Genomic DNA, 25838 nt, shown 5'->3' on the forward strand with positions numbered 1-25838 from the left:
ATGCGCCTCATCAGAATGTTCCATCTGCCGATCTGCCTTGCTCCCCTGCTTGGAGGCTGCGTGACGACACCGGCCTATGCGCCTCCGTCCTCGCCCCTTCCCGCAGCCTATCCTAACGGAGCCGCGGTAGAGCATCGGGCAAATGCGGCACAAGATGCGGACCTCGCCCTGTGGTGGCGCGCATTCGATGACCCGCTGCTCGGCCGCCTCGTAGAGGATGGCCTGGCGCAGAATCTCGATCTCGAGCAGGCCAGGGCTCGGGTCATGCAGGCCCGCGCTGCCTTGAAGGGCGCGAATGCCGCCCTGCTGCCGTCCGGACAAGTCGGCGGTCAGGCAGGCCGGGCGTACCAGTCGCTCGAAACCCCTGCCGGACGCGTCGCGAGCGCCCTGCCCGGCTTCGATCGCTCGGGAAGCATCTACGAAGTGGACCTGGGCGCCAGTTGGGAACTGGACATCTTCGGCGGGAAGGACGCCGCGCGTGACGCAGCGCGCGCCGATTGGCAGGCCAGCGAAGCAGGAGCGGTTGCCGCAAGGCTTTCCGTCGCCGCGCAGATTGCCGACAGCTACGTGACCATCCGCATGCTGCAGAACCGCCTGGAGGTGGCGCACAAACAGCTTGAAACGCAGCAGAAGCTCCTCGGACTGGTGCAACTGCAGTTCAGCAGGGGGCTGGCATCCGAACTGCAGGTGAACCAGGCTGCGGGGGCGTTGTCGCAGGTCCAGTCAGCGATTCCGGCCTTGCAGAACGAGCTGGACGTTTCATCTAACGCACTGGACGTCCTGCTGGGACGTCAGCCCGGCACCATGCACGACCTGCTCTCCAAGCCCGCCGGTATCCCGGCGGCGCCTGCAATTTCCACTGCCGGAGGCCCGAGCGCCCTCCTTCGCCGACGGCCCGACATTATCGCCGCCGAGCGAAGGCTGGCAGCCAGCAACGCACGCATCGGCGTTGCGATGTCGGAGTACTATCCGAAATTCTCGCTCAGCGGCCTGCTCGGCACCGCGACCATGAACGCCGGCGGACTGTTTACCGGGAAGGCCACACAGGCCAATGGCGTGTTCGGATTGCGCTGGCGCCTGTTCGACTTCGGTCGTGTCGATGCCGAAATTGCCGCAGCAAAGGGCCAGAATGCCGAAGCGCTCGCGGCCTACAAGCTTACGGTCCTGCGCGCATCGCAAGACGTGGAAGATGCGTTTTCCACGTTGCTGCAGCAGGAAGCCCGGGCAGCGTCGCTCACCGATAGCGAGGCGTCTCTCATCAAAGCCCGCGACCAGGCCGAAGTTGGCTACAAGGGGGGCATCCTCAGCCTCCTAGAGGTTCTCGACGCTGACCGGCGCCTGCTTGAGGCCCGCGATGGCGCAATCCAGGCAAAGGCGGCTGCGGCGCGCGGAGCAGTTGCCTCATTCCGCGCCCTTGGTGGTGGTTGGTCTTCGGAGTTGCTTGCTGCCCCTGGATATCAACCACAAACCTCCGGCTGATTCTTCGACCTGGATAATGATATCTCGCGAGTCCGGCTCAACTTGTACCGAGGACGGCATGGCGTTCCACGATGAACGGCAGTGAATTTTCGAGGTCGACGAAATTGGGCTCGTCCGGGCGGACCTGCTCGAGATAGGCCGGTTCGGCAAAGGCAGCCTGCATCGCATCGGCGTCGGCGAATTCCAGCAGGGCGACGCCGTCGTAGTTGCTGGTCACGCCGAACATGCGCGCCACCGGACTGTCGCGATCCTGCACGTGATACTGCTCGTATCGGATCAGGTGACGAGTAAAGTCGCCGCAGGCGCGCAGCAAGGGCGCGTGTTGCTGGCGCCAATAAGTATCGAACGCTTCGAAGCTCATGCCTGGCTTGCGGCGGATGCAGACGATCAGGATGGTCATGCCGCTGTCCCCTTCCAGTTGCCAGGCAGGCCGGGAATGTCGATCCGGTCACGCATTCCAGCGTATCCCAGCGTCATCGGCATGTCCCACTCCAGCATCGAATAGGGATGCCCGGCATCGAACGCGCTTGCCGCGTTCAATCGCGCCACGATGGCATCATCCAGCACAAGCCGACCGGCCGCCAGGTTCTCGACCAGCTGCTCGGGTCTTGTGGCTCCCACGATCGGGATGATGTTCCTGCGCATCATCCAGGCCAGCGCGACTTGGGCGGGCCGCGCTCCGATCTCGCTTGAGATCGCGTCGAGTTCGGCGGCGATCGTCCTGTTGCGCGCATCGAGCGGCTGGAGCTGCATCGAATCCAGCCGGTTCGCACCCGATGCGGGGGCACCGCCGGTGTACTTGCCGCTCAGTATCCCGCCGGCAAGCGGCGACCAGGCCATGACGCCCACGTCATGCGCCTTGGCGAGCGGCAGGTGCTCGCGCTCGATCGAGCGCTGCACAAGGCTGTATTCAAGCTGCATGCACGCCACTGGCGCCAATCCCCGAAGGTCGTGGAAGGCCTGCGCGCGCGAAACGACCCATGCCGGCACGTCGGACAGCCCGATGTGCAGGATCTTGCCCGCGCGGATCAGGTCGTCCAGCGCACGCTGCACTTCTTCCACCGGCGTGGTGAAGTCCCACCAGTGGACGAAGTAGAGGTCGATATAGTCGACACCCAGCCGCGACAGGCTCTTCTCGACCGACTGCACGAGGTTCTTGCGATGCATCCCCGCTTCGTTGGGGTCGCCGCGACCTGGCACCGCGTTGGCGTACTTGGAAGCGACCACGAAGCGCTCACGATCGGGAGCGATGAACCGGCCGACCATGCGCTCGCTTTCGCCACCTGTGTACATGTTGGCGGTGTCGATGAAGTTGCCGCCGGCCTCGGCATAGGCGTCGAACACCGGGCGGCATTCGTGTTCCGGGCGCGACCAGTCGGCCGCCTCGCCGAAGGTCATCGTGCCCAACGCGATCTGCGAGACGCGCAGCCCGCTGCGGCCAAGGATGGAATAGCGCATCGGGGCCTCAAATCGCCAGGCCAGGGTTGGCGCGCCATGCTTCGTCCGGCGGCGGGATCACGCCCAACTGGATCGCGAACTCGCGGAAGTTCCAGTGGGTGCGGCACCGCACGATCTTGCCGTTCTTGTACATCTGCGTGGTCGTGCCGCGCGTGACCGTGGTTTTACCGGCCGCCGGAATCCCGAAGAAATCCTCGTTGTGCGTGGCCTTCCAGATCCACTGCATATAGCCCCACTCGTCGTAATCGAGATCGGCGCCGAGGAAGATGTTGCCGGCAAAGCGATTGTAGTCGGCTTCCAGCTCGCCCTTCCATTCATCCGGCACGCCGCCCTTCCGGCGAACGCCACGGCTTTCGCCAGCGGGTCCGCCGTCATAGGTGAGCACCTCGAACTTGTGGACGCCGAACGGCGAATCCGGCCCCGAATTGTTGAACACCACGAAGGCCTTGTAGAGTTCCTCCTTGGTGGTGATCGTCTGCATGAACTCGATGTCCTCCCAGACGAAATCGTCCGCATAGTAGCCCAGCACTTCTTCGGCACCCTTGTCGAAGAAGGCGGTCACCCAATCCTGCGCAGCGGTGAAGTTCTTGTGCTGGCGCGGGCGAGATCCGCCCCCGACGCCGACCGCGCCATCGTCGGCCATGGCCAGCGGGGCGCCTGCTCGCAGCCGCGCGACCAGCGCCTGCTGCTCCGATGTCAGGTGTTCATCCGTCACGCGGTGCGAATACAGGATATGCATCGATGTCCTCTCCAGTGGATCGGCCGGCTATCTGCCGCGCTCTCGGTCGCAACGATGCGGTCGTGGTGCGCGTCCAGCAATAGCCCAGCGCGCCAACGCCCTGCTCAACGTGCCAAGTGACCGGAAATGCCATTGCTGGCACCCTTGGACCGTGTTTGGCACGTGCGGCCCTTATTTTCCGTCCGGGCGAATCTACCATCGCAGACAACTGATGCAGGCTGGATCCTGCACAATGACAAACGGGAAGGGTATGACGAATGGCAACGTCGGTTGATGCACCTGTGAACGCGGCGGCGCGGCTGGAATACGACCCGCTCAATCCGGTGGTGAAGCACGAGCCCTACCCCTACTACACCGAGCTCCGCGCCAATGAGCCGGTGAAGTGGCTGCCCTCGCTCCAGGCCTATGGCGTCGCCCGCTATGACGATGTGAAGGCACTGCTCAGCGACGGCCGGCTGTTCTCCTCGTCGATGTTCTGGCCCGCGCTGCTCGGCGAATACGATCCCGTGCCGGAAGTTCCGCCGATGATCTCGATGGACCCTCCGGGACACGTCCACCTGCGCAAGCTTGCCAACAAGGCCTTCGTCCCGGCCAAGATCAAGGCGCTGATGGAGCGCACCCGCGAAGTCGCCCACGAACTGATCGACGACATCATCGCCAAGCACGGCACCGAAGGCGAGATCGACTGGACCTGGGACTTCTGCTCGCTCTATCCGGTCACGGTCATCGCCCAGGTGCTGGGCGTTCCCCTCGCCCGTCGCGCTGAATTCAAGGTCTGGGTCGACAACCTGCTTTCGGCGGCCAACCGCGCGGCCTACGATGAGGAGCGGCTGGCAGTGATCCGCGAATCCTCGGACAAGGTGCGCCGCTTCTTCGAGGATCTCTACGACGAGCGCGCCGCCAACCTGCAGGATGACCTGATCTCGGACTTCATCCAGGCCGAAATCGGCGGCGAGCGGATGACGCGGCTCGAAGTGATCCAGATGTCCATCCTGCTGCTGATCGGCGGGGTCGAAACCACGACCAACCTGCTCGGCACCACGCTGATCGAACTGCACCGGCACCCCGAAACTTACGCGCGGGTGCGCAAGGATCCCTCTCTCATCCCCGCCTTGCTGGAGGAAGTGCTTCGGTACAATCCCCCGGTGCAGATCATCTTCCGCCACACGATGGCGGACACCGAACTTGGCGGCGTGCACATTCCCGCCGGCTCCACGGTGATGCCGCTGCTGGCCTCGGCCAACCGTGACGAGACCAAGTTCGCCAATCCCGAAGTGTTCGACATCGATCGCAAGATCGAAGTGCCGTTGATGTCGTTCGGGCAGGGTCCGCACTTCTGCCTGGGCAGCTATCTCAGCCGGATGGAAGCGAAGTCGGCTCTCGAGATCGCATTCGAACGGTTCGAAGTTCTCGAGCCCGTTTCGGACGAGGTCGAGTGGCTGGACTCCTACTTCGCGCGCGGCCCGCACCACCTCAAGGTGCGCTTCAAGGTGCGCTAGGTTCCGTTCAGGACCTTCGGAAATCGACAGTGAGCGGGGAAGCACCGGCAAACGCCGGGGGATGAATCATGCGCAGACCAGACAAGTGTTTCAACGCCGCCGACTTTGAAGATGCGGCCAGGTCGCGCCTTCCCCGCCCTCTGTTCGATTACATCGCGGGGGGTGCTGATGACGAAGTGACCTTGGCCGCCAATTCCGCCGCCTTCGGTCGCTATGCGCTGGTACCCAACGTTCTGAGCGGTCTGGGTTCTCGCAACATGGCCCGTCGCGTGCTGGGCGGCGACCTTCGCCTTCCGCTGCTGCTCGCCCCCACTGGCATGAGCCGGATGTTTCATCCCGACGGCGAGATCGGCGCATCACGCGCCGCAACCGCTGGCGGAGTGGGTTATGCCCTGTCGACGATGGCAACGACCTCGATCGAAGACGTTGCGGCAGCTTCAGCCGGCCCGAAAGTCTATCAGCTCTACCTGTTGAATGACGACGGGCTGAACCGCGCCGCCCTCGACCGCTGCAAGGCGGCAGGCTACACCGCGATCTGCCTGACGGTGGATACCATCGTGGCCGGCAATCGCGAACGCGATGCGCGATCCGGCCTGACCGTACCTCCCAAACTGGGGCTGGGCAGCCTGATCGACTTTGCCCGCCGGCCTGCATGGTGTGCGGCCTATTTCCGTTCCGGCAGGCTGAGCATGCCCAACGTCGCCGGAGCCGCGGGAGGATCGGACACCGACCTGTCGACACTCGCCGGATTTTTCGCGGCAAAGATGGAAAGCAACATCACCGTCGAGCGGCTGGCGAGCCTTGTTGCCTATTGGGGCGGTCCTTTCGCGGTAAAGGGCGTACAGACGGTCGAGGACGCCCGGCGCATCGCCGGCGCCGGGGCAAGCGCCGTCATTATCTCGAACCACGGCGGACGCCAGCTTGACGGCGGGGCCGCCACGCTGGACCTGCTGCCGGACATCGTGGATGCCGACATCCCCGGCCTTGAAATCATTCTGGACGGCGGCATTCGCAGGGGCAGCCATATCGCCAAGGCGCTCGCACTGGGCGCCCACGCCGTGATGATCGGCCGCCCCTATGTCCATGCCCTCTCCGCCTTCGGCACCAGTGGCGTCGCCCGCCTGCTGACGCTGCTCGAAGCGGAACTTTCGCGCACGCTGGCCCTGCTCGGCTGCCAGTCGGTCGATGACCTCGACCGACGCCACATCCGGCTGGCCGAACAGTTGCCACGATTTCTCGCCGAGCGGGCCGCGCCCGCGTCAGCCCCCATGATCAGGAACGGGACCCAGCCATGACCGCCAGCCCCCTTACATTCGAGCACTTCGTCGCCGGGCGTTTCGTCGCGGGCGCAGACGCCATCGAAGTCCTCAACCCCGCAACCGAACAGGCGATGGGCGCCATCCCCGAAGCGGACCCCGCGCTGGTGGAAGAAGCCGTCTGCGCCGCAGCCGCAGCACAGACGGCGTGGGCCGCCCTCCCCGCGAATTCGCGCGCCGCTCCGCTCCGGGCGCTGGCGAACGCAATCCGCGCCCGCATCCCGGAGCTTTCCCGGCTCATCGCGCAGGAGCAGGGCAAGCTGCTGCCACTGGCCGAGATGGAAGTGTTCATCACCGCCGAATACCTCGACTACATGGCCGAGTGGGGCCGCCGCATCGAAGGCGAAGTGATCGAAAGCGACCGGCCCGGCGAAAACATGTTCCTGTTCCGCCGCCCGCTCGGCGTCGTGGCCGGCATCCTGCCATGGAACTTTCCGTTCTTCATGATCGCCCGCAAGATGGCCCCGGCCCTGGTGACGGGCAACGCCATCGTCATGAAGCCGAGCGAGGAAACACCGTTCTGCGCAGCCGCCTTCGCCCGGCTTGCCGCGGAATGCGGCCTGCCTTCGGGCGTGTTCAACATGGTCAGCGGACGCGGTGCCACCGTGGGCGACACACTGGTAGGCCACGGTGCCATCGACATGGTCAGCTTCACCGGCAGTTCCGCCTCCGGCGCGGCGATCATGCGCCGCGCGGCGGATAACATCACGAAGGTCAGCCTCGAACTGGGCGGCAAGGCGCCGGCCATCGTGCTGGACGACGCGAACATCGATCTGGCGGTCGGCGTCCTGCGCGCATCGAAGGCGCTCAACACCGGCCAGGCGTGCAACTGCGCGGAACGCATCTACGTGCAGCAGGGCGTGGCCGAGGAGTTCAGCGCCAAGCTGGCGGCGGCGATGGCGAGCGTCCGCTACGGCGATCCGCTGGGCGGCGAGCAGGTCGACATGGGCCCGCTCATCAATCGCGCAGCGGTCGACCGGCTGACGACCATGGTCGATGATGCCCGCGCCAAGGGCGCGCAGGTGCTGGCCGGTGGGACCGCCGGCGCCCCCGGCAGCGGGTGCCATTATGCCGCAACGGTTCTGTCAGGCGCCACCGCCGAAATGGAGGTGATGAACCGCGAGTTGTTCGGGCCGGTCGTCATGGTCCAGACAATCGCCGATCTCGACGAAGGCATCGCGCTTGCCAATGCCTCGGAATACGGGCTGACCTCGTCGATCTTCACGAACAGCCTCAATTCCGCGATGCACGCCATTCGCGGCCTGAAGTTCGGCGAAACTTATGTGAACCGCGAAAACTTCGAGGCCATCCAGGGCTTTCACGCCGGAGTGCGGCGATCGGGCATCGGCGGGGCCGACGGGAAGCACGGCCTTTACGAATATACCCACACCCAGGTTGCCTACATTCAGTCCTGAGTTTCCCCCTTGCCGTGCTTGCGTTCCCGGGTGATCGCCCCGGGGCGCCGGCCGGTCCAGCGCTTGAACGCCCGCGAGAACGTGTTCTCGTCGGAAAACCCCAGCATATAGGCCACCTCGGTAACGGTAAGCCCGGGCCGCTGGAGGAGCTGGAACGACATTTCCTGGCGGACATCGTTCAGCACGTCGACAAAGGTCGTGCCTTCCATCTTGAGACGACGCAGCAGAGTCCGCTCGGTCATGTTCAACTGGCGCGCCACATCCGACTTGGCAATCGAGCCTGCCGACAGTCCCGCGATCAGGACGTCGCGCACGCGCACCGCGATCCGGCCCGACATCCGCTTTTCAAGATAGCGGTTCGCAACCGTGTCCAGAAGCGACGCCAGTTCCTCGTCAGCCGCCAGAATGGGGCGTTCGAGGTCTGCCTTGTGGAACACGATGCAGTTCTGCGCGCAGCCATATGTGATCGGCGAACCGAAAAATTCGCGATAAGCGGCATCTTCCTCGGTCGGTTGGTGTTGCAGGCGGATTTCCACGGGCTCGATCGGTTCCCCGCTGATCCAGCGCGCGAAACCAAGGATCGCGGCCAGGACCGTGTCGACAGTCTGGTAGATCAGCGGTTCGCCGCCGGTATCGAAGATGAACTCCAGCACCGCCGTATCGCCGATTTCGGTCAGGGTCGCCGTGGTCGAATCCGAAATGAGGCGGCAATAGAACGCAAGGCGGTGCAATGCGCGCCCCAGCGTGGCACTGCAGCTCATGGCGTAGCCTACGACATGGAATGTGCCCGGGCGCACTTGTGCTGCCACGCGCAGCCCGAAGGCAGGGTCACCGGAAAGCTCGATCGCCATGCGCCAGAGCCGGGAAATCTGCTCCTGCGAGTATCGGCTGTACCCGCCCTGGAACAAGGCCTGGTCCATGCCGATTTCCTCCAGCACGGCGGCGGAATCGATACCGCAATCGCGCATGGCCCGGGTTATCGCCAGAACCCAGCCCGTCAGGCCCGACCTCGCATCATCTGCTATTGCTGGTACATGCGCCATTTCACTCTCCGGCCAACGGGCTAGGCATCAGCCCCCCGGAGAGTCAACGGCAGCGGGTGGCTAGATAAACACCTTTGGCACGATTGGCCCGAAGCTGGCACGGGTCGCCCTACATCTCCCCTCCGAACCTGCCAAAACAGGCTCAGAAAGAACCACACGGCAGGTGTGGTCGACATGGAGGGGATTTATGAATCGCGCTTCTCGCCCGAATACGAGGTCGCTCGTCTCGGTGATCGCCGTGGCAGCCGCCGCCCTGGCCGCGCCGGCCTATGCCAGCGCCGCTGACGCCAGCGCGCAGCAATCGGACAACGCCTCGACCGGCGATATCGTCGTTACCGCCACGAAGCGCAACGAATCGCTCGTAAAGGTGCCGATCCAGGTCACCGTGCTGACGATGAAGTCGATCGAGGCGGCGGGTATCATCCGCCCGCAGGACTACCTGATCAGCACGCCCAACGTCACCTTCATCGATGAAGGGACCGGCGATTCCTTTACCAACATCCGCGGCCAGACTTCGGTTCGCAATTCGGATCCGAACGTCGCCGTGGTGATCGACGGCGTCCAGTTGTCCAGTCTCAAGCAGTTCAACCAGGACCTGTTCGCAATCGAGCAGATCGAAGTGCTAAAGGGTCCGCAAAGCGCCATCTACGGGCGCAACGCCGCCGCTGGCGCGATCGTGGTCACGACTCGCAAGCCGGGCAAGACCCTCGAGGGCGACGTCCTCGCCGGCTATGGGTCGTGGAACTCCTCGCGGTTTCAGGGCTATGTCAGCGGTCCGCTGACCGACACGCTCGGCTTCAGCGTGGCTGCTTCGACGCGCGACACCGATGGCCCGTTCACCAACATCACCACTGGCGAAAAGTCCTATCGCCTCACCACCACGCTGGGCCAGGCCCGCCTGCTGTTCCAGCCGACCGACGCCTTCACGATGGACCTCAAGGTCAGCGGGCACCGCACCACCGGCGGCTCGACCGCGCTGCAATCGCAGTTCGTTGGCCTGCCCATCGGCGGCCACCCGGTGACCGAGTTGGATGCCGACCGCACCGACCTGCCCTTCGTCACCAACGTGCCGGGCAAGCTTACCGAGAGCATGGTCGATGTCTCGCTGATGATGGAATACGACTTCGGCTTCGCCAAGCTGACCTCGGTTACCGCCTACGACAAGCTCGACCAGTTCTTCGGCGGCGATTCTCCGCCCTACCTGCCCGATTCCGGCGTGGGCGACACCGTTCAGGGATATACCTATCACGACAGGAACTTCTCGCAGGAACTGCGCCTCACGTCGCGCAGCGACCAGCGCTTCCGCTGGCAGGTCGGCGCCTATTTCCTGAGCTTCCGCCGCGGCCAGATCAGCGAGTTGAACCAGGATCTGGTCGGTGTGGTGCCAGATACCGCCGGCATTGACCTGCCCGGTGATCCGAACATCGGCGCCACGCTTTCCTACGCCAAGGAAAAGTACCGGACCGAGAGCTTCGCGCCCTTCGCCAGCTTCCAGTTCGACATCACCCCCACCACGCACCTGAGCGCCGCCGGCCGCTATGACATAGAACGCCGCCGGGTGCAGGAACTGGCGCCCGATGCGATCAATCCGGCCACGGGCCGCAACTACAACCTGTGCATCGTTGCCAACCCCGGCTTCACGCAGGCCGACTGCCAGCTGTCGAAAACGTTCCGCCAGTTCGAGCCGAAGGTGAGCCTTTCGCAGGATCTTGACGGGCTGGGAAGCATCTATGCCAGCTACGGCAAGGGCTTCAAGTCGGGCGGCTTCAACCCCATCGGCAGCCGCAGCCTGCTGCTCGCGGTGGCGCCTCCCGGTGCGCAGGTGTTCGTCCAGGACCGTTTCGATGCCGAAACTTCCACCTCGTGGGAAATCGGCACCAAGCTGCGCCTGTTCGACCGCGCGCTTTCCTTCAACGCCGCGGTATTCACCACGGACGTCAAGAACGCCCAGCAGTTCGAGTTCTTCCCGTCAGCGGGTCTCCAGACCACGACTGGCATCGACAAGGTCAAGCTGCGCGGGTTCGAATTCGACTTCACGCTGCAGATTCCGAACGGCGGTCCCAAGCTATTCGGCGGCTATGGCTATACCGACGGCAAGGTGAAGGCTTTCGCGGCGAACCCGGCCTTTGTCGGCAACCGTTCGCCCAACACCAACAAGTACAACCTCAATCTGGGCATTACGCAGGACATCGGGCTTGGCGGCAATCTGACGCTGGTTCCGCGCGTCACCTACACCCGGCTCGGTTCGATCTGGTGGGATGTGGCCAATACGCCCGGCACGCGCCGCAGCCCGGTCGACCTCGTCGATGCGCGCCTGTCGCTTCGCGGCGGCGACCGGTGGGATCTCTCGGTGTTTTCGAACAACCTGCTGAACAAGCAGTACAATCGTTCGGTGCTGCCGCTGCTGGGCGTGTTTGCGCTGACCTCGCGCGCGCTGCCGCGCTACATCGGGGTTGAGGGCCGCTATCGTTTCTGACGGCCCCACTGCTGGAAGAGGAGAACACCCATGAATCGCGACTGGGCACAATACTGGATCAACCTGTTCGCCAACAAGACCGACGAACTGATGACGCTCTATTCGCCCGAGATCCATTTCGAAGACGTCAACTTCGGGTTGACCATCGACAAGGACCTGACGGCACTGCGAGGTTTCTTCGAGAACTTCGTTATCGCGGACCGCAGCCAGGGCTACAATGACTTCGACGTGTTCGATTATGTCGGCGACAATCGTCTCGGCTCGTTCCAGTGGACCTGGGAAACGCTGCACAGCGGCGATTTCCTCGGTGTTCCGGCTGCCGGCAAGGTCACCAAGACGCGCGGCGTCACGGTGATGGGCTGGGACGAGAACGGCAAGATCATCCTCGAACGCAGCATCTGGGACGCGATCCCCGTGATGCAGCAACTGGGTATCCTGCCTGCCCTGGAAGGAACTGCGGCGTGAGCGAGGGAGCCAACGAATTCCGCGTCGCCTCGCTGCAGGCGGTAACCGCCGGTGAACCGATCCTCGCCGAAGTGGGCGGCACGGACGTGGCCGTGTTCATGTGTCAGGGACGGGTCATCGCCACGCAGGGGCAATGCCCCCACGCCGAAGGGCCCCTGCACGAAGGTGAAGTGGAAGGCGCCATCCTTACGTGTCCGTGGCACGGCTGGAGCTTCGACCTCAACACCGGCCAATCGCAGGAAGACGATACCCTCGTCCTCAAGCGCTATCCCGTCCGCATCGACGGCGACGACATTCTGGTGACGCTGTGAATGAAAGCCTTGCATCACGACTGCCGGTGCCCGGTATCATCGACGATCTGATCGGGATCGTCGGCGAGTCCGGCGTTATCTTGGGCGACGACGTGGCTGCGCGCTATCCGGGCTATTTCATGGACCGGATCGAGGCCAGCGCGATCGTTCGTCCGCGGTCGACCGAAGAAGTCTCGCGCATCCTCGCGCAGTGCAACGCGGTCGGCCAGCCCGTCGTGGTGCAAGGCGGCATGTCCGGCTGGGTGCGCGCCACCCAGACCCGGGCAGGCGAGATTGCCCTTTCGCTCGAGCGCATGAACACGATCGAGCAGATCGATCCCGTCAACCGCACCGCCACGGTCCAGGCCGGCGTGGTGCTGGCCACGTTGCAGGATGCTGTGGCCGAGCATGGGCTTGCGTTCGCGCTCGATCTTGGCGGGCGCGGTTCGTGCCAGCTTGGCGGGAACGCCGCGACCAACGCGGGCGGCCTGCGCGTGATCCGCTATGGCATGATGCGCGAACAGGTGCTGGGGCTGGAAGCCGTGCTGCCGGACGGGCAGGTCGTGTCCTCACTCAACCGCATGATCAAGAACAACACCGGCTATGATCTGAAGCAGTTGTTCATCGGCAGCGAAGGCACGCTCGGCGTCATCACGAAGCTGGTCCTGCGGCTGCGGGAATTGCCTGCGGACAATAGCACCGCGCTGGTGAGCGCCGAAAGCGTCGAGCAACTGGCCGGACTTCTCCGGCACGTCGACAAGGCGCTAGGCGGACGGCTCAGTGCGTTCGAGCTGATCGACAGCGATTTCTACGAGGTCAACACCGGCGACGGGCGGCATCGCCCTCCCCTCGCCCATGGCAGCGCCTTCTACGCGCTGATCGAAGCCGAAGGCACCGACGCCGCAGTGTTCGAGAACGCTCTGGGCGATGCGCTGGCACGCGAGCTGTGCGATGATGCGGTGATCGCGTCGTCTGTGCGCGAACGCGATGCGATCTGGGCCATCCGCGAGGATCTGGAACACATTGTCCGTGATTTCCAGCCGTTCCTCGCCTTCGATGTCAGCCTGCCCGTGGGCGACATGGCCGACTACATGACCGAGGTGCGAGCGCGGTTGCTGGGCCGCTGGCCGCATGCACGGATCGCCTTCCTGGGGCACATGGGCGACGGCAACCTGCACGTCGCGATCGGCGCCGGTCCCGGTGCGCCGCATGCCGAGGTGGAGGCGTGCGTCTACGAACCGCTGCGCCGGGTGCAGGGATCGGTGTCCGCCGAACACGGGATCGGCCTGGAAAAGAAGCCCTGGCTCGCAATCAGCCGCTCTGCGATAGAACGCGACATGATGGTCAGGATCAAGCGGTTGCTGGATCCGCGCATGATCCTCAATCCCGGAAAGATCTTCGACCTGACCGATCAGCGGGAGGCATGACGATCATGTCCATCCGTTTGCACGGCTATCCGGTCAGCAACTATTTCAATATCGCCCGCGCTGCCCTCATCGAAAAGGCAGTGCCGCACGACATCGTCATCACGCGCGCGTCACAGGAACCCGAATTTCTCGAACGCAGCGCGCTGGGGAAGATCCCGGTACTGGAAGGACCGGATGGGTGGATCGCGGAAACGGTAGCGATCCTCGAATACCTGGACGACAAGTTTTCAGCAGTTTCCCTGCGCCCGAACGACCTTGGCACCCGTGCCCACGCGCGGCAGATCGTGAACATCGCACAAGTCTATGTCGAAGTGCCGTGCAGAGCGCTGTTTCCGGGCGTGTTCGCGGCAGGCAGCGTCGCTACCAAGGCCCAAGCCGACGCGCTCGCCACGATCGACCGTGCCGTGGCCGCAATATCCCGATTAAGGCGCGAGGGTCCGTTCCTGCTGGGCGATGAGCTGACCGCTGCGGATGTGTTCGGGTTCTTCACGCTCGACATCGCCCAACGCGTCGTCGGCTTCCTCACCGGCCGTTCCATTCTGGACGAAGCAGGGCTTCGAGACTGGTTCGCCAGCGTCGCTGCGCGGCCTTCCACCGTGGCCGTGATGGCCGACTTTCTCTCTTTCCTGGCGCCGTATCTCGCTGAACGCGACGCGCCGTATCGCCTGGAGCACCCAATCGATGCGTGATGTTACGCTCGACGACAAGTATCGCCAAGATCATGGCACCGTTCTGATGAACGGCACGCAGGCCCTTGTTCGCCTGCCGATGATGCAGAAGGCGCGCGATCGCGCCGCAGGCCTGAACACGGCCGGTTTCATCTCGGGCTATCGCGGATCGCCGCTCGGCAGCTACGATCAGGAGCTGTGGCGGGCCAAGACCCTGCTGGCCGAACACGACATCGTGTTCCAGCCGGGCGTCAACGAAGACCTCGCCGCCACGGCGGTATGGGGCACGCAGATGCTGGACTCGACGCCCGGCGCCAATCGCGACGGCGTGTTCGCCATCTGGTATGGCAAGGGTCCTGGCGTGGACCGCTCGGGCGATCCGTTCAAGCACGGCAACACGGCCGGTTCCGCCCAGCACGGGGGCGTTCTGATCGTCGCCGGGGACGATCACAGCGGCAAGTCCTCCACGGTCGCGCACAGTAGCGAGATGGCGCTGGTGCATGCCGGGATGCCGATCCTTGCCCCTGCCAACACGCAGGACGTGATCGACCTGGGCCTGCTGGGTTGGGCGATGTCGCGCTACACCGGTCTTTGGACCGGCTTCAAGCTGTGCAACGAAGTGCTCGAACAGACGATGACCGTCTCGATCGACGAGACCGGCGACGCGCCGGTCTGCCCCGATCGCGGCGAGGCTCCGCCCAACGGATTCCACAACTTCCCCACCCACCTTGATCGCTCCCAGTCCGAAATCGTCGCCAAGCGGTTTCGCTGGCCGCTGGTGGCGCGCTTCGTCCGCGCGAACCGCATTGACCGCATCCTGATCGATGCGCCCCGGCGCAAGCTCGGCATCGTCGCGTGCGGCAAGGCCGTGGACGATACCCGCCAGGCGCTGGCGATGCTGGGGCTGGACGGCATTCATGCGGCGACCCACGGCGTTTCGCTATACAAGCTCGGCTGCGTCTATCCGGTCGAGCCGGAAGGACTGGCCGAATTCGCCGCCGGGCAGGACGAGCTCCTGTTCATCGAGGAAAAGGACGGGCTGACCGAGAACCAGGCCAAGTCCATCCTCTATGGCCGCCCGAACGTTCCGCGCATTGTCGGCAAGCACGACGAAAACGGTATTCCGCTGATACCGGCCGACGTTCAGTTGGAAGCGATCGAACTTGCGCGGGTCATCGCCGCGCGCATGGAGCGGCTGGGCATCGCGACAACGGCGCTCGCCGAACGGACAAACCTGATCGCCGCGCGCTCGGGCATCAGCGGCGCAAACTCCACGGACAGCGCCGTCCGTTCGCCCTACTTCTGCTCGGGCTGCCCGCACAACACCGGCACCCGCTTTCCCGACGGGAGCATCGCGGCCGGTGGCATCGGCTGTCATGCGATGGCCATGTTTTCAGGCCCCGCCATGCTGCCCAACGCGCAGATGGGCGGCGAAGGAGCGCACTGGTACAGCCAGGCCCACTTCAGCGACATGCCGCACATCTTCCAGAACATGGGGGATGGCACCTACTACCATTCCGGCCTGCTCGCGGTGCGCGGGGCTGTCGCGGCTGGGGTGAACATCACGTTCAAGATCCTCTTCAACGATGCCGTGGCCATGACCGGCGGCCAGCCCGTCGATGGCCCGCTTTCGGTCGGGGACATTTCGCGGCAAGTCATGGCCGAGGGGGCCAAGCGCTGCGTGGTCGTGACCGACCGCCCCGATCTTTACGGTTCGGACAGCGGACTGGCTGCCGGCACCACCGTGCACCACCGCGACGATCTCGACACGGTCCAGCGCGAATTGCGCGAGATGAAGGGCACCACGGTGCTGATCTACGAGCAGACTTGCGCCGCCGAGAAGCGCCGCCGCCGCAAACGCGGCCGCTTCCCCGATCCGGCCAAGAGAATGTTCATCAATCCTGCCGTCTGCGAAGGCTGCGGCGATTGTTCGGCCCAGTCCAACTGCGTCAGCGTCTGGCCGCTTGAAACCGAGTTGGGGCGCAAGCGCCAGATCGACCAGTCGAACTGCAACAAGGATTATAGCTGCGTAAAGGGCTTCTGCCCCAGCTTCGTGACCGTGCTGGATGCCGAACCGCGCAAGCCGGAGGTCGCCAGCGTATCGTCCGAGCTGTTCGCCGATCTTCCCGAGCCTGCACTGGCTTCGGCGGACGGCGAGTATGCCATCATGGTCTCGGGGATCGGAGGCACGGGCGTGGTCACCGTCGGGGCGCTGCTGGGCATGGCCGCACACCTTGAAGGCAAGGCCTGCTCAATCTTCGACATGACCGGCCTCAGCCAGAAGAACGGCGCGGTGTTCAGCCACGTACGGATCGCGCCTTCGGTAAACGATCTGGGCGCACAGAAGCTCGGCCTTGGCGATGCCGACCTCGCGCTGGCCTTCGACGCGGTCGCCGCACTGGCCAAGGAGCCGGGCGTCACCTTCGACGCAGCGCGCACGCAAGCCGTCGTCAACGCGCGGGTCACGCCCACGCCCGCCTTCCAGCGCAATCCGGATCTCACCGTCGATCCGGGACTGTTGCTGAAGCGGATCGCGAGAGCCAGCAAGGATGTCCATCAGGTGGACGCAACAGGTCTGGGCCTTGCGTTGCTGGGAGACTCGATCGCGGCAAACCTGTTCATGCTCGGCTACGCGTCGCAGTTGGGACTTCTGCCGGTCAGGCCGCAGGCGATCGAACGCGCCATCGAAATCAACGGAGTGGCCATTCCGTTCAACAAGCGCGCCTTTGCCTTCGGCCGCCTCCAGGCCATCGATCCCGCTCGGGTCGAGCAGGCCATGGGCGACCTCAAGCCCGCTCCGGCCTTTCAACCGCTGGAGGATGTGGCCGAGATCGTCGCGCATCGCACCGCGTTGCTCACCGCCTATCAGAATTCCGACTACGCCGCGCGCTACCGCGCGCTGGTGGAACGGGTCGCCGCAGCCGAAGAACGGGCGGTGCCGGGAAGCCAGAGCCTTGCCCGTGCGGTCGCCCGCAATTTTGCCAAGCTTATGGCCTACAAGGACGAATACGAAGTCGCCCGTCTTCACGCCGACCCTGCATTCAAGGCGCAGCTGCGGGCCGCTTTCGATGACGGCGCCAAGGTGCGCTACAATCTCGCGCCGCCATTGCTATCCCGGCGCGATCCCGCCACCGGCCATCTGCGCAAGCGCGAGTTTGGCGCCTGGATCGAGCCGCTGTTTGCAGTGCTCGCACGGATGAAAGGCCTGCGCGGCACCGCGTTCGACATCTTCGGCTACACGGCCGAGCGGCGCATGGAACGCCAGCTGATCGAGGACTACGAAGCCCAAATGACTCATCTGGCGGCGCGGCTGACGCCGGCCAACCTTGCCGTGGCCGTCGAAATCGCGGGCCTGCCCGCTCAGATCCGCGGCTATGGCCACGTCAAGGAAGCGGCGGTGGAGCGCGTCATCGCGCAGCGCGAGAAATCGCTCGCTCGCTTCAACAATGCCGGGCAAGCACGCCCCGCCACGTCAGCCCTTACGGCAAAGGTGACCGCATGAGCACGATACTCGAAGACCTGTTCTCACTTTCAGGCAAGACGGCCGTTGTCACCGGCGGTGCGCGAGGGGTCGGTGCCATGATCAGTCGCGGTCTGGTGCGTGCAGGAGCGGAAGTGCTGGTCGTGGCGCGCCCCGGCCCGACCGGCGAGGCTTTCGCGGCCGAAATGGCCAATGAAGGGAAATGCCACTTCATCGCGGCTGATCTCGCAGATGCTGCGGGGGTGGAGCAAGCCGCTGCCGCGATCGCGCGTATAGCACCCAAGCTGCACGTCCTCGTCAACAATGCAGGGGTGTTCAGCGCCTCTTCGATCGAGGACGCCACCGTGGCGGACTGGGATCGCGGGCTCGCGGTGAACCTGCGCGCCCCCTTCTTTCTCGTCCAGTCGCTTCTGCCGCAATTGCGCGCCGCAGCGGCACAGGGAGATCCTGCACGCGTCATCAACATCGGCTCGATCGCCGCCCTCTGGGCGAAGTCCAGCAATGCTTATGCCTATGGTGCGGCAAAGGCCGGGCTGCAGCACCTGACGCGGATGCTTGCCTCCGACCTCACCCGTGAAGGGATCGCCGTCAACGCCATCGCCCCGGGCTTCTTCCCCAGCGACATGACCGATGGCTTTTTCACCGCTGCGCCGGGTCTGCGCGAACAGGTGATCGAATCCATTCCAGCACATCGTCTCGGAGCACCAGAGGACGTGGCCGGCTCCGTAATCTTTCTGGCATCACGCGCGGGCGCCTACTGCTCCGGCGCAACAATCCCGTTGGAGGGCGGACTATGGTCGGCGTAAGCACGGTAGCCCTTCTGGTCCGGAAGACCGGCATGCCGACGGATCTGTTCCGCCGTTATTGGCGGGACGTGCACGGAGTAATGGCCGCGCGAGTGCATGGCTTCGAAAGCTATACACAATATCACGTCGAACCACTGACCACGAGTGGCCCAGGTATCGACGGAATCGCTCTCGTCACTTTCGCCAGCGAAGATGACCGCAACGCACTTGCCGCCGGGCCGCTGACCCCACACATCCATGCCGACGAGCAGAACCTGTTCGAGCGAGTGTTTCTCTACAGCTTGCCTGAAGGCCCCCGACAGATCACGGGCAACGGAATTGCCAGCAGTCCAGTGTCGGAGCATCTTTTCGTCATCGTTCAAGGTGGGCAGGATGCACGCCCCGTACTGGACGCGCTCGCAGGTCAGGCCGATCACCTCGCAATTTTTGATCTGACGCGGGGCGACCCGGCGCTGTGGAACACCGCACGCTTTGACGATGCGGGCGTCCCCGCCGGCTTTAGCGCCCTGATCCACGCCGCGTGGGGCAGTTCCGCCACAGCCACCTCGGCTGCCGCGCGGCTGGCGGCCTTGCCTGGTGGATACCTGTTGTGCCGTTCCCAAGGGCGCTTCGCCATGGTGGAAGGCGGACGTCCGACAGCCATCGGCTTGCGCGGACTTCCCGCGGTGCAGACCATCGAGGAGGCAGGAGCGATCAACCAACTGAGCCCTGAAATCGAACAATTGCTATTTCCCTGTCCATGACAGGCTTCTTCACTGCACCGCGTTACCATCCATGAATGGCTGGATCTGGCTCGGGTTCGCGATCGCAGCGGAAGTGCTGGCTACCACCACGCTCAATGCGAACAACGATTTCTCGCGGCCGTCGATGCTCGCTCTGACTGTCATCGGCTACCTGGCAGCCTTCTCGTGCCTGGCGTTGGCACTGCGTACGATCCCGTTGGGCATAGCCTATGCCATCTGGTCCGGCGCTGGTATCGCAGCCCTCTCGCTGATCGGCTGGCTGAACTTCCGGCAGCCTCTTTCAATTCAGCAGCTGGGCGGCCTGCTTCTGGTGATGGCCGGGATATTGGTGCTGCGTCTGCCGGTCACACGATAGCGCTAGACGTGGTAGGCGCAGAGCGCCTCCTGACCCCAGCAGCTGATTGAGAGCCATGCCTCCCCATGCCACAATTTGCCTGACGCTGCAGTCAGAAGGTGCAGCGCCTTTGGCACCGGGAGGACCCAACCTTATTACTGAAGCCGTGTCACTGACGGGCATGAAGGCGTACCAGTCGGCCCACGCACATGGAGCGCGATTTACATCATCACCGCGAGGAAGATCACCTTGGGCGACGAGTGAAAATACCGGAACGGATTGGCTGGTTTACGAGGGCGGCCCATCGCCGGATCCTATCCTTCGCCCTACTCCATCGCCAGTGGTGCAATCCCTTTGACACGGCCTGATGGATATATGTCTGTGCGTGGGGGAAGAGTTGGCGCGAAACCGCGCATTTACGGACAGACACTGCACTAACCAGGCAGCGTCAACATGCAGTGCGTCAACCAACCCGGATGGACAGCACCGACCTGAACTGTGCGCGCAGCTCACAAGGAGACGCAATCGCAGGGAACGCCAACCGTACCAATTTCGATTCTCCGCTGCTGGCGGCCATCGCGCGCTTCCTTCGTCGAAATGGCAGATGCGAGTTCTCGGCCCGGTTATTCGCGTGCCGGCCGACCTCCGCGGCGAGCTTCGTTACCCAGCTCCCACATCGCGGCAGGATAGGATTTCAGCCCATCGGGCACGATGACCGCCCGTGGCGCTTCAAAGCCTCGCGCATGAACTGCAAGGCTGCAGTCTTGTCGCGCTTTTTGGTGTCGGAGGACCCGAGGATCTCGCCTTCCTGATCCACAGCGCGCCAGCGGTAATGCATCTCGCCGTTGATCTTCCGTACACCTCGTCGAGGTGCCATTTCTGGTACCGAGAACCGCGTGCCCGGCTCGCCCGCTGGCGCCGGATGTCGGCCGCGAACATCGGCCCGCACCGGTTCCACCACAGCCGCACCGTCGGTGACACAGGTCGATACCGCGCTCGAACAGCAGATCCTCCACGTTCCGCCGGCTCGGCGGAAAACCGAGCGCGCGCCTTCCCTCTACCCGGTTGCCAGAGGTGCAATTGCTTTGACAACGCCGGTCAGCCCAATGGGGAAATCCGCCTCATTCCGGCCTCGCTGGCGATAGGTGCCATCCACCTCCAAGAGCCAGGAACAAGGCAATTTGGTCTCGATTGATATCGGTCTGGATTGCAGTAACCGCCTGCTCGGCGACAATCAGGCTGCGCTGTGCATCCAGCGCGGCGAGCCCACCAAGCTTTCCGCCGCGTCTAAGCGATGCGGTGCGCTCTGCGACTCTTGCCGCATCGTCGCGCGCAAACCGCAGGTCAGCCTCCCGCCCAAGATCGGCAGCATAAGTGTTCAGGGCGGTTTCCACCTCGCGCAACGCGCTCAGCACCGTGCCGTCGAATGCGGCAAGACTGGCGCGCGTCTGGGCTTCGGCACCACTGATGCGTGCGCGCACTGCAGTACGATGAAGATTCCAGCTGATCATCGGCCCAAGCCCGAACCGGTTCGTCAGCGGCGACAGCAAGTCGGCCGTTGCACCGGTTGACCCCAAGGACGCGCCGAACTTGATGTCCGGATAAAGCGCCGCGGTCGCCACTCCGATGCGGGCCGTCGCCGCCGCCAGCCGGCGCTCCGCGGCACGAACATCGGGCCGGCGCTTGAGCAGCGCTCGCCCGTCGCCCACCGGCAATGCCTGGTGCAAGACAAGAGGTGTCCGGCACCCCAGCAGGGCCTGGTCGAATTCCGCCGGAGGACGGCCTGTCAGCGTGGTGATACGAAACACCGCGTTGCGTTGTGCCGCTTCCATCTGCGGCAGGCGCGAGCGGACGTTTGCCAGCCCCCCTTCTTGGCGTTCGCGCTCGAAGGTCGGCGCGCGGCCATGCGCGACCATGACCCGGGTGAGCCGAAGGTTTTCCCCGAGAAGGCCGATCAGTCGGTGCAGCTCGACGATTTCATGGCCGGCGTTGCAAACATCCGAATAGGCTTGGGCAGTCTGGGCGGCGACGTTTACGCGCACCAGATCACGCGCGGCCACGGCCGCTTCTTCGTCCGCAGTCGCAGCCTCTATGCCGCGCCGGATGCTGCCGAACAGGTCGAGGTCGTAACTGATCGACAGTCCGGCGTTGTATATCTGATGCTCAGGGGGCTGGATGTGCTGCATTGCGGCCTCTGCCGATGGCTGTGCCCAACTCGTCTCCAGATCGACAGCCGGGCTGGCCTGCCGCGTCGCCTCCGCTTCGGCAAGCATAGCACTGCTTCGCTGGAGGTTCGCCTCGGCGATCCGCAGATCGGTGTTCGACGCCAAGGCCCGCTCGATCAGCCCCGTCAGAACCGGATCATCGAACAATTTCCACCACTGGTCCGGCATTTCATCGCCGGTAGTGACTTGCGCTCCGGACAGGAACGGCCCGCGCGCGGCCGGCGCATTGACGATGGCCCGCTCCGGAACATGATAGTTGGGCCCCACCGCAGCGCAGGCCGAAAGCGCCACCAATGCGAAGACCGCCGGCAGGGTAAGGATTTTCACCACGGAAGGCTCCGGTGAACCGGTTTGTTTCCAGGGCGGTCATGGATGACGACTGTTGCCGTCTGACCGGGGATCAACCGGGCGTTCGGAGGCAGGTAGTCGATCGCGATCCGCACCGGGATACGCTGCGCAAGCCGTACCCAGGTGAACGAAGGGTTCACATTGGCCAATTGAGCATCCCCGCCCCCCCGCTCACGATCTTCCACGCCGGCGGCGATGCTCTCGACATGGCCGCGAATCTCGTCGGCAACGCCCATCAGGTAGACGCTCGCGGGATCCCCGACATGGACGGCGGGCAGTTTGGTCTCCTCGAAATATCCCTCAACCCGCAGCGAATGATCATAGACCAGGGCCACCGCCGGCTTACCGGCATTGAGATAGATGCCTGGTTGCAGCGTCATGTTCGACACGGTGCCATCGACTGGCGCGCGAACATAGGTCCGCTCCAGATTGAGGCGCGCCAGATCACGCGCCGCCACGGCCTGGCCAAGCGCGGTGCGCAGGCTTTCCACCCGCGCATGGCCCTGTTCGATCACTTCGGCCGCGAGAAGTTCTGGCATCGCCTGGTTGCGGCGATCCTCGCGCATCGCCTGAGCGAGAACGACCCGCTGCGTCGCGAGATTGGCCTCCGCCTGGTCCAGCGCAAGCCGATAACGCGGACGGTCGATGACCAGCAGGATCTGGCCCTTGCGAACGACTTCGTCATCGTGGATGCGCACTTCGGTGATGAGGCCGCTGACGTCGGCAGCAATCGGTACAAGGTCCGCACGGACCTTTCCGTCGCGGGTCAGGGGTTCCACCTGATAGCGCAGCCATAACGCGTAAATAGCCGCGAGTACGATGCCGATGACCACCGCGGTGATGCACGTGCGCAGTATTTCATGGCGACGTATCATGTCAGGACACCCACGCGCGCGGGAGGAAATTGTCGGCAAGGAGCGTCAATCCCCACCAGAGCAATGCGAACAAGGCCAGTTCCAGCACGCCGGGGTGCCAGAGAAGTTCATAGTGCGGGATGTGCTGCAGCAGATTGCGCAGCCAGTATGCCAGCAACCCGGCAATGCTCGCCCATACGAGCGCCGCCGGCATGTAGATGCCGAAAAGATGTAGTTCTTCGATCATGGCTCCCCCAGCCGGCTGAATGGCGGCGCTGTCGGAAAGAGGTTGCATCGCATCCCGACCAGCGCCAGCAGCGCCTGGTGGCGCGGCTGCGGCTGGGCGACTGCCAGCATCCTGTCGATGGCAGCATCGATGGACTGCAGCAGGGACGCGGGCGGAGAGATCGCCGTGCCCGCAAGGTGTCGCTTGCGAAACAGGCCCGATACATCGGACAGCACAGACCCTAGCTCGCGCCGGATATCGTGCGGCACTGCAACCAGCGCCCGTCTTATCGGGATGATATTCCGCCCGACACGCAGGTCCGCAAGGCCATCCGCAGCGTGCAGAGCATGGCCTGCCGGCGCGACGGCCATGCGAGCGGCAATCTGGCCCAGCCGGTCGACGGCCTGCCCCGTCCAACGTTCCGGCTCGAACGGCCGCCGGATATTGGCCAAATTCTCGACATCGAGCCAGTTGGCGCGAACGATCCGATGGGCCGTCCAAAGCACGCTGACGGAGCGAAACAGCTTGGTGACCGCAAGTGCGGAAACAATCCCGCCGACTTGAGCCAGACCGGTGTTGATGAAGAGCGCGAAGTCTGCCTGAAAACGAGCAACGAAGCCCATGCCGACGATGAAGCACGAAAACATGGGCAAGGCGCGCGCAGACCGGGCCGGGTCTGCCTGAATATAGCCCATCCACAGCAAGGCTGGCGCGAGCGTGACAACCAGCATGCCATACCCATCGACGCGGGGCAGAATGACGAACAGATAGAGCGCGGCGAGCGGGAACGTCACCAGCGTTGCGCCCAGGTAACGACCGATGACAGGCGCGGGATCGTCCTGGACGGCAAAGGAACAGGTGATCAACGCGGCGAATGCGGCCGTGGCAGATCCGTTCGGCCACGCGAGCAGAATCCACACCGCGCAGTACAGCGTTATGGCGGTTGCCGTGGCGAGGCCCGCCAAGGCCGCGACACCGTGATCTCGCGCCAGAGGGTGACGTTCGTGCTTCGTCTGCCGGTCGATGAGGTCTTCGACTTCGGGCCGGACGCCGATCCTGCGCACAAGTTGGCGACTTGCATGATGGGCTTCGATAAATTCAGCCATCCGCTCGCAGACGCTGATGGTGAGCAGCGCCGGCCAGTCGGCGGCCGGTTCGTGGTGCCGCGCCAATGCACGGCAACGATCGACAAGATGGTGCTCGGCATCGGCCGGTAGATCGACTGGACCGGCCAGCCAGGCGATGACATCGCCGACCAGCAGCTCCAGCGCGGGATCCAGCGGCCCCAGCCCGCGCAGCAAATCAAGCCGGTTCGCCGCAGCAGACGCCAGCGACAGCACGGGCGCCAGACGTTTCTGCAAATGCTGGACATGCCGCCGCGTGGCCGCCGCCCCGCTCTGGTCGAACGGCAAATGGATCGCGATCATGCCGAGCTCGGTCACATCGGCGGCAAGGGTGCGACGATGCTCATATTCCAGCGCAGCGTGCCTGCTGGACAGTGCCTCTGCAGTCCACCTTGAGGCATGGGCCAGAAACGCTTCCGCCTTCGCCCGTATGACGGGTGTGGCGCTCCAGGGCTGCAGCAACGCATGTGCGATCGAGACGCACACGATGGCCACTATCATTTCTTCGACGCGCGAAATGGTCGTGGTGAAAATGTTTCCGGGATCGTCCAGGTACGGAAAGCTGATCACGGCGGAACTGAAGGCTGCCATCTGGAACAGAAAGGCTCGTGGCGTTCGATCGAGTACCGCGAGGTAGATGCAAAACCCCGTCCATGCAGCGAGGCACAGAACCAGAATCTCAGGAGAATTCTGAAGGTTGGGCACCAGCGCGATGGTCACCGCAGCGCCAGTCACGATGCCTCCGATCCGATAGAATATCTTCGGCCGGAACGCCCCCGCCATTGGTTGCGCAGTGACGTAGACCGTCAGGAGCGCCCACCATGGACGTGGCAGGCTCGCCGAAAACGCAATTGCAAGGGTGATCGCAGCGGCGATGAAACTGCTGCAGGAAAAGAGCAGCTTCTGCGGATCAATCGCGATGTATGGCAGCAATGTGCGCGCGTGACGTGGTGCTGGCATGAAAAGTTGCAATCGCGCCGTTGGAAAAGCCGCCGGGGAAAGCCGGCCAGCGATGGAAGAATCTCGCCCCCGGACGCGGGCCTATTGCCTCAAGGCGGCCAACCGCCGAAGTTCAAAATATTGCTGGTAGAGCGCAAATAATTTGCGACATCCCCTTCGCAGCTCCGCCGCCCGCTAGGTCGCCAGATAGAACAAGGTGAAAAGAAGCGAAATCGCCAGTCCGAAGGCGAGCAGCATGACCCCGGCAATCCTGAGCGCATATTGCGCGGGCGAGCCGTCTCCTGGCGGTGCGGTCCGGCCTCGCGGATCGCGCCGTTGCCGCCGGATCGCCCACCAGCCCAGAACGGCATTCTGCCGAAATGCCAGAGTGGTGCCCAGCACAATCAAGGCCAGGCCCAACAGATCGACGAATATGACGGTGACAACCATGGCCGCCCCTCTAGCGTAAGCAGCCGCGTCTTG

At 64.1% G+C, this 25838-nt stretch carries 23 protein-coding genes; 13 read left to right on the forward strand and 10 right to left on the reverse strand.

Features of this window, described 5'->3' with window-relative positions:
* Nucleotides 1–1479 (forward strand): efflux transporter outer membrane subunit, encoded by a 1479-nt coding sequence (locus OLX02_RS13125; RefSeq protein WP_264423502.1) that lies wholly within the window; start codon nt 1–3, stop codon nt 1477–1479.
* 37 nt (nt 1480–1516) lie between these two features.
* Here the strand turns inward: OLX02_RS13125 and OLX02_RS13130 are convergent, their stop codons facing one another.
* The 3 genes from OLX02_RS13130 to OLX02_RS13140 are packed head-to-tail and all read right to left on the reverse strand — an operon-like array spanning nt 1517 to nt 3676.
* Nucleotides 1517–1879, reverse strand: coding sequence for an EthD domain-containing protein (locus tag OLX02_RS13130; protein ID WP_264423504.1), 363 nt, complete (start codon nt 1877–1879; stop codon nt 1517–1519).
* Nucleotides 1876–2937, reverse strand: coding sequence for an aldo/keto reductase (locus tag OLX02_RS13135; RefSeq protein WP_264423505.1), 1062 nt, complete (start codon nt 2935–2937; stop codon nt 1876–1878). The genes OLX02_RS13130 and OLX02_RS13135 overlap by 4 nt, the downstream gene beginning before the upstream one ends.
* 7 nt (nt 2938–2944) lie before the next feature.
* On the reverse strand, nt 2945–3676 hold the full coding sequence (locus OLX02_RS13140) for an ester cyclase (protein ID WP_264423507.1): 732 nt from the start codon (nt 3674–3676) through the stop codon (nt 2945–2947).
* Between the two features lie 257 nt (nt 3677–3933).
* On the opposite strand from OLX02_RS13140, the gene OLX02_RS13145 reads away from it, so the two are divergent.
* From OLX02_RS13145 to aldA, 3 genes are all read left to right on the forward strand, one after another.
* Complete coding sequence (locus OLX02_RS13145; RefSeq protein ID WP_264423508.1) at nt 3934–5175, forward strand: cytochrome P450; 1242 nt, start codon at nt 3934–3936, stop codon at nt 5173–5175.
* Nucleotides 5176–5243: 68 nt separating this feature from the next.
* Nucleotides 5244–6470, forward strand: a complete 1227-nt coding sequence (locus tag OLX02_RS13150) for an alpha-hydroxy acid oxidase (protein ID WP_264423510.1) — start codon at nt 5244–5246, stop codon at nt 6468–6470.
* Nucleotides 6467–7906 carry an aldehyde dehydrogenase gene (gene aldA, locus OLX02_RS13155; RefSeq protein ID WP_264423511.1) on the forward strand — a complete coding sequence of 480 codons (1440 nt, stop codon included), beginning with the start codon at nt 6467–6469 and terminating at the stop codon, nt 7904–7906. The genes OLX02_RS13150 and aldA overlap by 4 nt, the downstream gene beginning before the upstream one ends.
* Here the strand turns inward: aldA and OLX02_RS13160 are convergent.
* On the reverse strand, nt 7897–8874 hold the full coding sequence (locus tag OLX02_RS13160) for an AraC family transcriptional regulator (protein ID WP_264423512.1): 978 nt from the start codon (nt 8872–8874) through the stop codon (nt 7897–7899). The genes aldA and OLX02_RS13160 overlap by 10 nt on opposite strands.
* A gap of 262 nt (nt 8875–9136) precedes the next feature.
* On the opposite strand from OLX02_RS13160, the gene OLX02_RS13165 reads away from it, so the two are divergent.
* Genes OLX02_RS13165 through OLX02_RS13205 form a run of 9 tightly spaced genes read left to right on the forward strand, consistent with a single transcriptional unit; the run spans nt 9137 to nt 19660 of the window.
* Entirely contained in the window at nt 9137–11425 is a 2289-nt protein-coding gene (locus OLX02_RS13165) for a TonB-dependent receptor (protein ID WP_264423514.1), read from the forward strand.
* A gap of 30 nt (nt 11426–11455) precedes the next feature.
* Entirely contained in the window at nt 11456–11890 is a 435-nt protein-coding gene (locus OLX02_RS13170; RefSeq protein WP_264423516.1) for an ester cyclase, read from the forward strand.
* Nucleotides 11887–12201, forward strand: a complete 315-nt coding sequence (locus OLX02_RS13175; RefSeq protein ID WP_264423517.1) for a Rieske (2Fe-2S) protein — start codon at nt 11887–11889, stop codon at nt 12199–12201. Before OLX02_RS13170 ends, OLX02_RS13175 begins: the two co-directional genes overlap by 4 nt.
* Nucleotides 12202–12227: 26 nt before the next feature.
* Nucleotides 12228–13607, forward strand: coding sequence for an FAD-binding oxidoreductase (locus OLX02_RS13180; RefSeq protein WP_264423519.1), 1380 nt, complete (start codon nt 12228–12230; stop codon nt 13605–13607).
* 17 nt (nt 13608–13624) lie between these two features.
* Entirely contained in the window at nt 13625–14296 is a 672-nt protein-coding gene (locus OLX02_RS13185; RefSeq protein ID WP_264423520.1) for a glutathione S-transferase family protein, read from the forward strand.
* On the forward strand, nt 14289–17777 hold the full coding sequence (locus OLX02_RS13190) for an indolepyruvate ferredoxin oxidoreductase family protein (protein WP_264423521.1): 3489 nt from the start codon (nt 14289–14291) through the stop codon (nt 17775–17777). The genes OLX02_RS13185 and OLX02_RS13190 overlap by 8 nt, the downstream gene beginning before the upstream one ends.
* Entirely contained in the window at nt 17774–18562 is a 789-nt protein-coding gene (locus OLX02_RS13195) for an SDR family oxidoreductase (protein WP_264423523.1), read from the forward strand. The genes OLX02_RS13190 and OLX02_RS13195 overlap by 4 nt, the downstream gene beginning before the upstream one ends.
* A 32-nt stretch (nt 18563–18594) precedes the next feature.
* Nucleotides 18595–19305, forward strand: coding sequence for an EthD domain-containing protein (locus tag OLX02_RS13200; RefSeq protein WP_264423524.1), 711 nt, complete (start codon nt 18595–18597; stop codon nt 19303–19305).
* 31 nt (nt 19306–19336) lie between these two features.
* A complete protein-coding gene (locus tag OLX02_RS13205) occupies nt 19337–19660 on the forward strand; it encodes a DMT family transporter (protein WP_264423525.1) in 324 nt (107 codons plus the stop codon).
* Nucleotides 19661–20333: 673 nt separating this feature from the next.
* Here OLX02_RS13205 and OLX02_RS13210 read toward each other — a convergent pair.
* From OLX02_RS13210 to OLX02_RS13235, 6 genes are all read right to left on the reverse strand, one after another.
* Entirely contained in the window at nt 20334–20516 is a 183-nt protein-coding gene (locus OLX02_RS13210; RefSeq protein ID WP_319641249.1) for a DDE-type integrase/transposase/recombinase, read from the reverse strand.
* A 244-nt stretch (nt 20517–20760) separates the two neighbouring features.
* The gene (locus OLX02_RS13215; RefSeq protein ID WP_264423527.1) at nt 20761–22191 is read right to left on the reverse strand and encodes an efflux transporter outer membrane subunit; all 1431 of its coding nucleotides are present in this window, start codon (nt 22189–22191) and stop codon (nt 20761–20763) included.
* Nucleotides 22188–23087 (reverse strand): efflux RND transporter periplasmic adaptor subunit, encoded by a 900-nt coding sequence (locus OLX02_RS13220; protein ID WP_264423528.1) that lies wholly within the window; start codon nt 23085–23087, stop codon nt 22188–22190. Before OLX02_RS13220 ends, OLX02_RS13215 begins: the two co-directional genes overlap by 4 nt.
* A 1-nt stretch (nt 23088) precedes the next feature.
* Nucleotides 23089–23313: a DUF1656 domain-containing protein gene (locus OLX02_RS13225; protein ID WP_264423529.1), complete on the reverse strand. Its 225-nt coding sequence runs from the start codon at nt 23311–23313 to the stop codon at nt 23089–23091.
* Complete coding sequence (locus OLX02_RS13230) at nt 23310–25376, reverse strand: FUSC family protein (protein ID WP_413630248.1); 2067 nt, start codon at nt 25374–25376, stop codon at nt 23310–23312. The genes OLX02_RS13225 and OLX02_RS13230 overlap by 4 nt, the downstream gene beginning before the upstream one ends.
* Before the next feature lie 174 nt (nt 25377–25550).
* Nucleotides 25551–25805: a hypothetical protein gene (locus OLX02_RS13235; RefSeq protein ID WP_264423532.1), complete on the reverse strand. Its 255-nt coding sequence runs from the start codon at nt 25803–25805 to the stop codon at nt 25551–25553.
* Between the last annotated feature and the right edge of the window lie 33 nt (nt 25806–25838).

Origin of the sequence: Novosphingobium sp. KCTC 2891, from assembly GCF_025938155.1 — a bacterium.
Taxonomy (GTDB): Bacteria; Pseudomonadota; Alphaproteobacteria; order Sphingomonadales; family Sphingomonadaceae; genus Novosphingobium.